At 63.9% G+C, this 12,139-nt stretch carries 10 protein-coding genes and 2 tRNA genes; 2 read left to right on the forward strand and 10 right to left on the reverse strand.

Annotated features, from left to right (window positions below):
- Positions 1-150: 150 nt before the first annotated feature.
- From FDW83_RS07710 to FDW83_RS07720, 3 genes are all read right to left on the reverse strand, one after another.
- On the reverse strand, positions 151-615 hold the full coding sequence (locus FDW83_RS07710) for a carboxymuconolactone decarboxylase family protein (protein WP_138137166.1): 465 nt from the start codon (positions 613-615) through the stop codon (positions 151-153).
- A gap of 513 nt (positions 616-1,128) precedes the next feature.
- Positions 1,129-2,007, reverse strand: a complete 879-nt coding sequence (locus FDW83_RS07715) for a rhomboid family intramembrane serine protease (protein WP_138137168.1) — start codon at positions 2,005-2,007, stop codon at positions 1,129-1,131.
- 10 nt (positions 2,008-2,017) lie between these two features.
- The gene (locus tag FDW83_RS07720) at positions 2,018-2,563 is read right to left on the reverse strand and encodes a peptidylprolyl isomerase (protein ID WP_138137170.1); all 546 of its coding nucleotides are present in this window, start codon (positions 2,561-2,563) and stop codon (positions 2,018-2,020) included.
- 154 nt (positions 2,564-2,717) lie between these two features.
- On the opposite strand from FDW83_RS07720, the gene FDW83_RS07725 reads away from it, so the two are divergent.
- Together FDW83_RS07725 and FDW83_RS07730 are read left to right on the forward strand one after the other, a co-directional pair.
- Positions 2,718-3,686, forward strand: a complete 969-nt coding sequence (locus FDW83_RS07725) for a hypothetical protein (RefSeq protein ID WP_138137172.1) — start codon at positions 2,718-2,720, stop codon at positions 3,684-3,686.
- Positions 3,687-3,824: 138 nt separating this feature from the next.
- Positions 3,825-4,700: a glycosyltransferase family 2 protein gene (locus tag FDW83_RS07730; RefSeq protein WP_138137174.1), complete on the forward strand. Its 876-nt coding sequence runs from the start codon at positions 3,825-3,827 to the stop codon at positions 4,698-4,700.
- A gap of 21 nt (positions 4,701-4,721) precedes the next feature.
- Here the strand turns inward: FDW83_RS07730 and FDW83_RS07735 are convergent, their stop codons facing one another.
- The 7 genes from FDW83_RS07735 to gyrB all read right to left on the reverse strand — a co-directional run bounded on the left by FDW83_RS07735 (position 4,722) and on the right by gyrB (position 11,722).
- A complete protein-coding gene (locus FDW83_RS07735; RefSeq protein ID WP_138137176.1) occupies positions 4,722-5,663 on the reverse strand; it encodes a DMT family transporter in 942 nt (313 codons plus the stop codon).
- An 83-nt stretch (positions 5,664-5,746) separates the two neighbouring features.
- Positions 5,747-5,822, reverse strand: a tRNA-Ala gene (locus FDW83_RS07740).
- A gap of 70 nt (positions 5,823-5,892) precedes the next feature.
- The gene (locus FDW83_RS19405; protein ID WP_240720894.1) at positions 5,893-6,009 is read right to left on the reverse strand and encodes a DLW-39 family protein; all 117 of its coding nucleotides are present in this window, start codon (positions 6,007-6,009) and stop codon (positions 5,893-5,895) included.
- Positions 6,010-6,078: 69 nt separating this feature from the next.
- Positions 6,079-6,152, reverse strand: a tRNA-Ile gene (locus tag FDW83_RS07745).
- A 96-nt stretch (positions 6,153-6,248) separates the two neighbouring features.
- Positions 6,249-6,911: a DUF3566 domain-containing protein gene (locus FDW83_RS07750; RefSeq protein ID WP_138137178.1), complete on the reverse strand. Its 663-nt coding sequence runs from the start codon at positions 6,909-6,911 to the stop codon at positions 6,249-6,251.
- Positions 6,904-9,582, reverse strand: a complete 2,679-nt coding sequence (gene gyrA / locus FDW83_RS07755) for a DNA gyrase subunit A (RefSeq protein ID WP_138137179.1) — start codon at positions 9,580-9,582, stop codon at positions 6,904-6,906. The genes FDW83_RS07750 and gyrA overlap by 8 nt, the downstream gene beginning before the upstream one ends.
- 52 nt (positions 9,583-9,634) lie before the next feature.
- Entirely contained in the window at positions 9,635-11,722 is a 2,088-nt protein-coding gene (gyrB, locus tag FDW83_RS07760; RefSeq protein WP_138137181.1) for a DNA topoisomerase (ATP-hydrolyzing) subunit B, read from the reverse strand.
- Positions 11,723-12,139: the final 417 nt, after the last annotated feature.

A 12,139-nucleotide genomic window follows, 5' to 3' on the forward strand; every position in this document is an offset into this window, starting at 1 on the left:
CACAGTGTTGATAACCTGCGGATAACCATCGGATGGGCCGACAAAACGCCGGAACCGGCAGGAAAGCCGGAATCACATCCCCGGGATGCGTTTATTAACAGTGTGGAAGACGTTGTGGATAAACCTGCGACGTACTAAAGCTGGCCCGGCTCACCGGTCCCGGCGAACCGGGTGATGGCTGGTGATGGACACCCGGTTGAAGGCGTTCATGCTGATGGCCACCCAACTCACCACGGAAAACTCTTCCTCCGTGAGGCAGCCGCGGGCAAAGCCTTCTTCCTGCTCCCGGATCTCCTGGGCGGGCAGTTCGGTAATGCTCTCAACGAGGGCCAGGGCGCCCCGTTCCTTGTCAGTGAACAGGGCTGTATCGCGCCACGCAGGCAGCACAGCCAGCCGCTGCTGCGTTTCCCCGGCCTTGAGGGCATCTTTCACGTGGACGTCCAGACAGTACGCGCAGCCGTTGATCTGGGAGATCCGCACGTTGAGCAGTTCCAGCGTCTTTGCGTCGATCCCGGCGTCCGCTGCAGCTTCCTTGACCTTCAGACTCAGCCCGTTGATGGCCCGCCAAACGGCCGGGTGCTGCTTGTCCAGGAAGATGTGTCTGGTGGCGTTCAAGGAGGCCCTCCTGGGAAATTTGGCAAAAACAACGGCACCAGAAGCTTATCCACTTACCAACACCGCATTACCCACAAGTTATCCACAGTTGTGGATAGAAGTTGGCGATTTCCGCCCTTCAAACGCCCGGGTGCTGGCATGCCGAGGCAGCAAGCTCGTGGAACTACACCCTGGTCTCTTATTAGCAGTGTGCATAAAGGTGTTGAAAGACGCCCCGCACCTGCCCCCATCAGCCCCGTCAAGGGGGTGGCTACCGAGCTTTTCCACAAGATCGCCTCAAGCGTGGACTTTCTCCACTTAAACACAGGGGTTTCCCCAGAAGTTATCCACAGGTGTGGAGAACGTTTGGGGAAGGCACCGGCCGGACCGCGAGGATCCGCCAGTACTGTCCCCGAAGCGCACGAATAACAGAGGTGTAAGTTACCAACAGTGTGGAAAAGGGCTGTGGATAAAGCAAAACCCCGGCACAAGGCCGGGGTTTTCCAAGTGTCAGCGCGCGAGCCGTGCGGGCAGCTACACCGAGACGCGGATCCAGGCTGCCAAGGCAAGCAGGACAAGCACGCCGGCCAGTCCTGCCGCCTGGAGGACTCCCTGGCGCGGCCCCCGGGGAGTGTAGGCGAGGACCGCCGCGCACAGTCCGCCAGCCACCAGGCCGCCGAGGTGCGCCTGCCACGCGATTTGTGGGATCAGGAAGCCGATCACGCCATTGATCGCAATCAGTACCCACAGCTGCCGTGTGTCGCCGCCGCGGTGCCGCTGCACCAGGAGCATGGCGCCAAAGAGCCCGAAGATGGCACCGGAAGCGCCCACCACACCGTAGATGGGCATGCCCGGTTCATAGAGGGGGGTCAGCAGGAGGTAACCCACGGATCCGCCGATCGCGGAGATGAGGTAAAGGGCCAGGAAACGGATGCGTCCCAGCAGGGGTTCCAGTGCCTGGCCGAACACCCACAACATGTACATGTTGAGCACGATGTGCAGGATAAAGCCCTGTGAATGCAGGAACGCGGCGGTGAGCATCCGCCACGGCTCAAACTCGCCGTACCGGGGTTCGGCATAGATGTTGGCGAAGCCGAGGGTCTGGTACACGGCGTCGTTGGGGATGACCCACTGCAGGACGTACAGGATTGCACAGGCGGAAATGATGCCGAACGTTACGCGTGGCTTGCCCGTGGCAACGGCACCGCCATAGACCGTCCGTACTTCCGGCGTCGTACTTTTTGCGTCAGTGACGCAGTCAACGCATTGGAATCCGACGGCGGCCGCCCGCTGGCAGTCGGGGCACGCGGGGCGCCCGCACCGCTGGCAGCGCACGTAGGAGGGCCGGTCAGGGTGCCGGGGGCAAACCGGAACCTGGGCGGACGGCTCGGCCGACGGAATTCCGTAACTCATGGTGGGGTGTTTACAGCTGCTCGATGTCGATGCTGTTGATGGTGACGTCCTCTACGGGGCGGTCTCCCATGCCGGTGCGCACGCCCTCGATGGCGTCAACAACCTTCTTGGATTCCTCGTCTGCCACCTCGCCGAAGATGCTGTGCTTGCCCTGCAGCCAGTCGGTGGGGACGGTGGTGATGAAGAACTGTGAACCGTTGGTGCCCTTGCCCATCTGGATCCCGGCGTTGGCCATGGCGAGCTTGTACGGCTGGTTGAAGTTCAGTTCGGGGTGGATCTCGTCGTCGAACCGGTAGCCGGGGCCGCCGGTGCCGCGGCCCAGCGGGTCGCCGGCCTGGATCATGAAGTCCTTGATGATGCGGTGGAAGATGGTTCCGTTGTACAGCGGGGTGCCGGCCTTGTCCTCGCCGGTCTCGGGGTGGGTCCACGCCTGCTCGCCGGTGGCGAGGCCGATGAAGTTCTTGACCGTCTTGGGCGCGTGGTTGCCGAAGAGGTTAACCACGATGTCGCCGAGGCTCGTGTGGATGGTTGCTTTTGCAGTTGCGATGGCAGTCATACGGCCCATTCTTCCACGCCGGTCCCTGCCGGGTACGGCCCCGGCAGCAGTTCCGCGCTCGGTGAAATCGCCCTGAAATCCGCGGTGGGAATAGCCGGTAAAGACCAAGCCACGTAGGCTAACCACAGACCGTCACATTAATCGGGAGGTAGTTGTGAAGAAATCGGATCGTATTGCCCGTGACCTTGAACTGTCAGTCATCGGCGCCGTCGAGAATGCCAAGGGATGGGCAGCCCCCCGTGTGGAAGCAGCCGTGGACTGGGCCGTGCCCCGTCTCCAGCAGGGCCTGGACACAGCATCTCCCAAGATCCAGGCGGGCCTGAAGAACGCCGCGCACAACCTTGCAGACGGTGTAGCCGTTGTGACTCCCCGGATCCAGGACGGGCTGGCGCAGCTGGTCCCCAGGATCAACTACGTCGTGGAAGGCGCCTCGCCGAAGCTGCACGAGGCGCTGGACAAGGCAACACCGGTTGTCCTGAACGCCCGGGACCGCGTTGTAGTGGAGTACCTGCCGCGGCTTTCGGACCAGATCGGCACGGCGTCGGAAGCAGTGCACCGCACGCTGGAGAACACACCCGCCCGCGTGGACGCCGTCGCCCAGAAGCTCGGTGATGTGGGAATCGTCCACATAATCCAGGAACAGGCCCAGAACACCGGCACCCAACTGAAGGCAGCGGCAACGGAGGCTGGCCGCGCCGTCGGCATCCAGCTGGCACAGCCGGAACCGCCCAAGAAGCAGCGCGGCTGGCTGATCTTCGGGGTTGTTGCCGCCGCAGTGGCCGCCGGCGTTGCCGCCTGGAAGGCTTCCAAGCCGGTGGAGGACCCGTGGAAGACTCCGTCACCGGTCACCCCCAAGCCGGCGCCGGTTCCGGCGAGCACCGTTAATGACGTCAAGGACACTGCCGCAAGCGCTGCGGACAAGGCTGCCGATGCCACGGCCTCCGCTGCCGCCGTGGGCGCCGACGCCACGGCGGATGCAGCCGACACCGTCAAGGACAAGGTGGAGGACGCGGCTGACAAGGCAAAGCACGTGGCCGAAGATGCTTCGGAAACCACTGCCAGGCTCGCCACCGACGCAAAGTCATCCATTGGCAACGGGGACAAGGGCAACAGCCAGGCTTAGCCTCGTGAAAATATGCCGGAAGGGGTCCCGTTCGCTGAACGGGGCCCCTTCCGCCGTCTTCATGTTCTTTGCGCGGCCTGCCCGAAGGCCTTCTTTTCCTCCCGGGCGGCGCAGCGGTGCGATGCTAGATTTGAACTGATGTCAGCCGATCAACCTCTTGGGGATGCCTTGAACGACGCAGCCGAGCTGCCCCGCGTGTCCATTGTCATCCCGGCGTACAACGAGGAGAGCGTCATCCGGCAGTGCCTGATCGCTGCCATCTACCAGTCGGTTCCGGCGCACGAGATCATCGTGGTGGACAACCTGTCCAAGGACCGCACCGCAGCCATCGTCCGGCAGATGCAGCTCGAATACCCCGAAAGCCCCATACTCCTGCTGAGCCAGCACCGTGAACAAGGCCTCATCCCCACCCGCAACTTCGGGCTGGACAGCGCCACCGGTGACGTCCTGGGCCGCATCGATGCCGACTCTGTCCTTGAGCCGGACTGGGTGGAGCAGGTGCAGAAGGCCTTCCTGGACCAGTCGGTGCAGGCGGCCACGGGTCCGGTGGTCTACTACGACATGCCCATGCGCAGGTTCGGCCTCAAGGCGGACGACAAGATGCGCCAGCTTATGCTGAAACTCGCCAAGCACCAGTACCATTTCCTGTTCGGCTCCAACATGGCACTGCGCGCCTCCGCGTGGAATACCATCCGGTCCGAGACCTGCCGTGATGAAAAGGACGAGATGCATGAGGACATCGATTTGTCCCTGCACCTTGCGGACCATGACCTGAAAATCCAGTACTGCCCGCAGATGGTGTCCGGTATGTCAGCCCGCCGGCTGGAGGATTCCCCCCGGGACTACCGCTATTACGTTACGCGCTTTGACCGCACGTACAAGGCGCACAACGTCAAGAAAATGGCGTTGAAGGCGCCGATGGTGGTCTTCTTCTCGGTCTACTTCCCGGCCAAGATCCTCCGGGCCATCCACACGGTGAACACGGCGCAGCCCGTCCGGCGCGGAGGGCAGTAGTCCCTTCCTGGAACGGATCGGTCAGTCTGTTCCCAGCTCCGCCAGGCGTTCCGACGGCGGCTCGTCCCGGCGCTCCTCCATCCCGCGCCTTCCAGCCCTCCCGGGCTTCTGGCCCAGCACGACGACGGCGAGTCCCGCCAGGATGAGGCCGAGCCCGGCATAGGTGCCGGCTGGCAGGGTTTCCCCGAGGAACACCGCCGCGAGCAGTGCCGCGCCGGGAATCTCGAGGAGGATGATCATCGACACCAGGAGCGGGCTCATGGTGGCCAGCAGGTGATTGAACGCGGTGTGCCCCACCAGCTGTGCGCAGACCGTGATCGCTGCGATGCCCAGCCAGCCGCCCGCATCGAAGCCTGCGAGGGGCTGTCCCGCCAGCAGGGCCATCAACGCTACCAGGACCGCGCAGAACCCATAGCAAAGGGTGGTGTAGGTGCCCGTGCTCATGCTCTGGCGGGCCTTGCCCCCGGCCAGGGTATAAAGTCCGGCCAGTGCGCCGCCGGCAAGGGCCAGCAGGTCACCCAGCAGTGCCTCCGGGGACGATCCCATGTCGAAACCGGTGATGGCCACCACCCCGCCGAAAGCAGTGCCCAGGCCTGCCAGGACCTGCCAGCGGTGCCGGATACCGCGGAAGAGCTGGAACACGGCAATCCACGCGGACTGGAGGCAGACCAGCGCAGTGGCCGCCGCAACGGAAGTCAACTGCAGGGACGTGATGAAGCAGGCGAAGTGCAGTGCCAGTGCAACGGCGGCAACCAATGACCAGCGGAACTCGTAGCGGGTGATGGCTCCGAACTGGCGGGGCTGGCGGACCAGGGTGGGCGTGGCCATCACGGCTGCGGCAATCGCATTGCGCCAGAACGCGATGGCCAAGGCGGTAACACTCGTGGCGCCCAGCGTGGCTGCAATCAGCGGACCGGAGGAAGCAACGCCCAGGACACCCATTGCCGCGATGAAGAAAGTCACTGTTCAACCCTATGGTGCTTGGTGGCAGTTAATGGGCAAAGCAAAAGTCCCGGCCCGCGTTTCCGCGGACCGGGACTTTCCCATGGTGGAGGCAAGGGGACTCGAACCCCTAACCCCCTGCTTGCAAAGCAGGTGCGCTACCAATTGCGCCATGCCCCCATAAGAAGCAACCCGTCCATCTTACCCTAGAACCGAAGAACCGTTTACCAGCCTCCTGCCGGGTTCCGGGCTAGTCCACCGAGTCGGTTGACTTGCTCCAGACATCTTTCCGGGCTTCGGATTCCTGTGCCTTGCGGTAGACCAGGACGCCTGCGATTGCAGCTGCGATGACCAGCAACTTTTTCACATGCTCCCCGTTCCGGCTTGGCTGCGGGTTACCCCGGCCAGGCCTTCCTTTGAACCTGCACAGGTTCCGTGGGCGTACCAGGACTTGAACCTGGGACCTCTTCGTTATCAGCGAAGCGCTCTAACCGCCTGAGCTATACGCCCCGATGCCTCATCGGGCCGAGACATGACTCTACAGCACATCCCGGCCCGATCTCAAATCGGCGCTTTCCGCGGGTCTGGGGCCGGCGGAAGCGGGTCCTAGTCGTCGGTGAGCGTGACCCCGATGCCGCCCACCAGGGTGGCCGAGATGTTGTACAAGACCGCGGAGAGCATGGACAGCGCGGTCAGCAGTACCACATTGACCACGGCGATGATGGTGGCGAAGGATGCCACCTGCCCCAGCGACGCCACCTTCTTCAGCTCGAAGCCTCCACCCTCGGTGCCGGCCAGGGTGCCGAGCAGGCTGTCCACCTGGTCGAAGATGCCTGTGAGGTCGAGGACAGTCCACAGGACGATGGCGGCCACTACGGTGACGATTCCCAGGGCCACGGAGAGCAGGAAGGCCATCTTCAGGACGGACCAGGGGTCCACCTTGCTGACCAGCAGCCGCGCACGGCGCACTTTTGCCTTGGGTGCCGGCTTGACCAGGCCGGGGGCACCCGGCGCTGGCGCACCTGCGGGACGCTGTCCTGCGCCGGCGGGGCGGGGGCCCTGGGCGGGCCGCTGGCCCGGCTGCCCGGGGGCCGGCCGTTCGCCCGCGGGGCGCTGGCCGGGAACAGCCGGACGCTGCCCCGGCGCGTTGGCGGGTGCCGCGGGACGCTGCTGCGGACGAACGGGGGCGTTCACACGGGGTGCAGCCGAAGGCCGGTTTCCGTCGGGAACAGTGGTGTTCGGCTTGGGAAATGAGTCGGAATTACTCACTCGTTACCTCCGTGGTGTCTTCGTTCGGCCCAGCGTCGCCCGAGGCGTCCTCTGACTCAACGGCCGGTGATTCTTCTGCCATTCCTGGCTCGGCGGATTCCCCAGTGGTCCCGCCACCTTCAGCCAACGTTACGTCATCGTCCGCTGATTCTTCGCCCTCAAGGCCGCGTTCGCTGTTGCGTGCCACTTCGATGATCCGGTCATTCTTGTCCGGCTTGGCGAAGATCACGCCCATGGTGTCCCGGCCCTTGGCGGGTACGCCGGCCACGGAGGACCGGACAACCTTGCCGCCTTCCATGACCACGAGCACTTCATCCTCCTCCTGGACAATGAGTGCCCCTACGAGATCGCCGCGTTCCTCGGCAAGCTTCGCCACCTTGATGCCCAGGCCGCCGCGGCCCTGGAGCCGGTATTCCTCCACCGCAGTGCGCTTGGCGTAACCTCCCTCGGTCACGATGAACACAAACGAGCCGTCCGTAACCACGTTCATGGCCAGGAGTTCGTCGTCTTCGCGGAACTTCATGCCGGTGACGCCTGACGTTGCCCTGCCCATGGGGCGCAGGGCGTCCTCGGTCGCCGTGAAGCGGAGCGACTGGCCCTTGCGGGAAACCAGCAACAGGTCATCGGTCTCGGACACCAGCTGCGCGGAGACCAGTTCGTCGCCGTCGCGGAGGTTGATGGCGATCACGCCTGCGGAGCGGTTGGTGTCGTAGTCCTCCAGCCGGGTCTTCTTCACCAGGCCGCGCTTGGTGGCGAGCACCAGGTACGGTGCCTGCTGGTAATCCCTGAGGTCCAGCACCTGGGCGATGTGTTCATCCGGCTGGAACGCCATCAGGTTTGCCACGTGCTGGCCCTTGGCGTCGCGGCCGGCTTCCATCAGCTCGTAGGCCTTGGCCCGGTACACCCTGCCCAGGTTCGTGAAGAACAGCAGCCAGTGGTGGGTGGTGGTGACAAAGAAGTGCTCCACCACGTCGTCACCGCGCAGCTGGGCGCCCCTGATGCCCTTGCCGCCGCGCTGCTGCGAACGGTAGTTGTCGCTGCGTGTCCGCTTGACGTAGCCGCCGCGGGTGATGGTAACCACCATCTCCTCTTCGGGGATGAGGTCCTCCATGGACATGTCGCCGTCGTAGCCCATCAGGATCCTGGTGCGCCGGTCGTCGCCGTGCTTGTCAACGATTTCGCCGAGCTCCGTGCTGATGATTTCCCGCTGGCGCTGCTCGGACCCAAGGATCTCGTTGTATTCGGCGATCAGCGCTTCGAGTTCGGCATGCCGGTCCTGGATCTTCTGCCGTTCCAGGGCGGCGAGGCGGCGCAGCTGCATGTCCAGGATGGCCCGGGCCTGCAGTTCGTCGATGTCCAGCAATTCCATCAGGCCGTCGCGTGCCGCTTCGGTGGTGCTGGAGGCGCGGATAAGGGCGATGACCTCATCCAGCATGTCCAGTGCCTTGAGCAGGGCACGCAGGATGTGCGCTTCCTCCTCGGCCTTGCGGAGGCGGTAGCGGGTACGCCGTGCGATGACGTCCAACTGGTGGGTCACCCAGTGCCGGATAAACGCATCCAGGCTCAGGGTGCGGGGCACCCCGTCGACGATGGCCAGCATGTTGGCGGAAAAGTTGCTCTGCAGCTCGGTGTGCTTGTACAGGTTGTTGAGCACAACCTTGGGCACGGCGTCGCGCTTCAGGACGATGACCAGCCGCTGGCCGGTGCGGCCCGAGGTCTCGTCGCGGAGGTCGGCGATGCCCTGGATCTTGCCGTCCTTGACCAGTTCGGCGATCTTGATGGCCAGGTTGTCCGGGTTTGCCTGGTACGGCAGTTCGGTGACAACCAGGCAGGTGCGGCCCTGGAGTTCCTCGACGTTCACAACGGCGCGCATGGTGATGGAGCCGCGGCCTGTCCGGTAGGCGTCCTCGATGCCCTTGTGGCCAAGGATGGTTGCACCTGTGGGGAAGTCGGGGCCCTTGACGCGCAACAGGAGTTGCTCCAGCAGGTCCTCCCGGCTGGCGCCGGGGTTTGCCAGGTACCACTGGACGCCGTCGGCCACTTCCCTCAGGTTGTGCGGCGGGATGTTCGTGGCCATGCCGACGGCGATGCCGGACGAACCGTTGACCAGCAGGTTGGGGAACCTTGCCGGCAGGATGGTGGGTTCCTGGTTCTTGCCGTCGTAGTTGTCCTGGAAGTCGACGGTTTCCTCGTCGATATCGCGGACCATCTCCATGGCCAGCGGGGCCATCTTGGTTTCGGTGTACCGCGGGGCCGCGGCGCCGTCGTTGCCCGGGGAGCCGAAGTTTCCCTGCCCGAGCGCCAGCGGGTAGCGCATGGTCCAATCCTGGATCAGGCGCACCAGGGCGTCGTAGATGGCGGTGTCGCCATGCGGGTGGTACTGGCCCATGACCTCGCCCACCACACGGGCGCATTTGTTGAACGCCCGGTCGGGGCGGTAGCCGCCGTCGAACATCGCATAGAGCACGCGCCGGTGGACCGGCTTGAGGCCGTCACGGACATCGGGGAGGGCGCGCCCGACGATGACGGCCATGGCATAGTCCAGGTAGGACCGCTGCATCTCCGTCTGCAGGTCCACCTGCTCCACGCGGTCGATCAGCACGTCGCCTTCAAGAACGGTTTCCGGAGTACCGGGCTCATCCGCCGGGTTCTCGGGTGTCTGGTCGCTCATTTATTTTTCCGTTTCAGGTATATGTCGGTTTCTGGATATGTCGAGCGCGGCTCTAGATATCCAGGAACCTGACGTCCTTGGCGTTCTGCTGGATGAAGTTGCGGCGCGATTCCACGTCCTCGCCCATCAGGATGGAGAAGAGCTGGTCGGCGGCCAGGGCGTCGTCCATGGTGACCTGCAGCAGCGTCCGGTTATCCGGGTCCATGGTGGTGTCCCACAGCTCGGTGTAGTCCATCTCGCCGAGGCCCTTGTAGCGCTGGATGCCGTTGTCCTTGGGGATCCGGCGTCCCGCGGCCTGGCCGGCAAGGAGTTTAGCGTCGCGTTCCCGGTCACTGTAGACGTAGTCATGCGCCGCGTTGGACCACTTGATCCGGTACAGCGGCGGCTGCGCCAGGTAGACATAGCCGTTTTCGATCAGGGGCCGCATGTAACGGAACAGCAGGGTCATCAGCAGCGTGGTGATGTGCTGGCCGTCCACGTCGGCATCGGCCATCAGGACGATCTTGTGGTACCGGAGCTTCGAAAGGTCGAAGTCCTCGCCGATACCCGTGCCGAAAGCGGTGATCATGGACTGCACTTCGGCGTTGCCCAGGGCCTTGTCCAGGCGGGCTCGTTCCACGTTCAGGATTTTGCCGCGCAGCGGCAGGATAGCTTGGGTTTCCGGATTGCGGCCACGCTTGGCGGAACCGCCAGCCGAGTCACCCTCCACGATGTAGACCTCGCACTTCTCCGGATCCTTGGAGGAGCAGTCCGAAAGCTTGCCGGGCATGCCAAAGGATTCCAGCGGGCTCTTGCGGCGGGCGTTGTCACGGGCCTTGCGTGCCGCCATGCGCGCCTGGGCAGCCGAGATAGCCTTGCGGATCACGTCCCGGGCCGGGCCGGGATTGCGTTCCAGCCAGTCGCCAAGGCTGTCGGTAACCACGCGCTGGACGAAGCCCTTGACCTCGGAGTTGCCGAGCTTGGTCTTGGTCTGGCCTTCGAACTGGGGCTCGGAAAGCTTGACGGAGATGACGGCGGTCAGTCCCTCACGGATGTCGTCGCCGGTGAGGTTGTCGTCCTTTTCCTTGATGATGCCCTTTTCGCGGGCATAGCGGTTGACCAAGGAGGTCAGCGCGGCACGAAAACCCTCTTCGTGCGTGCCGCCCTCATGGGTGTTGATGGTGTTGGCGTAGGTGTGGACGCTTTCGGAGTAGGCGCTGGTCCATTGCATGGCCATTTCCAGGGCGATCCGGCGTTCGGTGTCCTCAGTCTCGAACGCGATGACGTCCTCGTGGACCACGTCCACTTTCTTGCCGGAATTCAGGTGCTTGACGTAGTCCAGCAGGCCTTCCTTGTACTGGTACACCACTGTCCGGTGTTCGGCGCTGACCTCACCCTCGGTGGCAATGCCGTCCAGGTCCAGGTCGGCGTCGGCCTCATCCTCAACCGGGGCGCGCTCATCGGTCAGCGTGATGCGCAGGCCCTTGTTGAGGAAGGCCATCTGCTGGAAGCGGGCACGGAGTGTCTCAAAGTCGAACTCGGTGGTCTCGAAGATCTCCGGATCCGGGTAGAACGTCTGGCTGGTTCCGGTGTGGTCGGTTTTTTCGCCCTTGACCAGGCTGCCCTGCGGCTTGCCGCCGTTGGCGAAGGACATCCGCCAGACGTAGCCCTGGCGCCGGACCTCCGTGTCCACCCGGGTGGACAGCGCGTTGACCACGGAAATGCCCACGCCGTGCAGGCCGCCGGACACGGCATATCCGCCGCCACCAAACTTGCCGCCTGCGTGCAGGATGGTCATGACCACTTCCACCGTGGGCTTGTGCTCGGTGGGATGCATGTCCACAGGAATTCCGCGGCCGTCGTCCACAACCCTGACGCCGCCGTCGGCCTGCAGGACTACCTCGATATGGGTGCAGTAGCCGGCCAGTGCCTCGTCGACAGAGTTGTCCACCACTTCGTACACCAGGTGGTGAAGGCCGCGCGGGCCTGTGGAGCCGATGTACATGCCCGGGCGTTTGCGGACGGCTTCCAAACCTTCAAGGACAGTGATGTCGCTGGCGCCGTATTCACGCGGGGTTGATTCGCCGGCGGGGGTGTCAGGCGTGGGGGCATCCTCGACCGCTTTTTCAGCTGCCAGAATATCTGTATTGTCGTTAGCCACAGGCGCTGTCGACTCCTCTGTTCTCAATGGTGGCCGGCCGACTCCTCGCCCGTCTCCTCGGGATAGTCATCTGCCAGCAGACATAAACATGTAGCGCAGGTGGCTTGTTGACGGAGGGATCCGCGGTCCGCGTGCCGGTAGCGCACGGAAAACGGACTCAGTCAACGTTTCACCGGCGCCCAGTTATCTACAACGATTCTAACGCGTGGGGCTCCATTTCCCTGCATTCAACCGCTCTCGGCGAACGCCAGTATGCCCATTGGGAGGCCACTGACCGCACCTAGGGTGCGTTAGCGGTGCGGCCTCCGGGTGCCTATACGCCCACCGGCCTTTACGGCGCTCTACACGCCGTCGCCGCATGTCTGAAAGGGGGAACCAGGGACTGGTCCTGCGGTGCTACCAGAACTGCCGGGTGCG

The sequence above is a fragment of the Pseudarthrobacter sp. NamE2 genome, from assembly GCF_005796205.1.
Classification (GTDB): Bacteria; Actinomycetota; Actinomycetes; order Actinomycetales; family Micrococcaceae; genus Arthrobacter.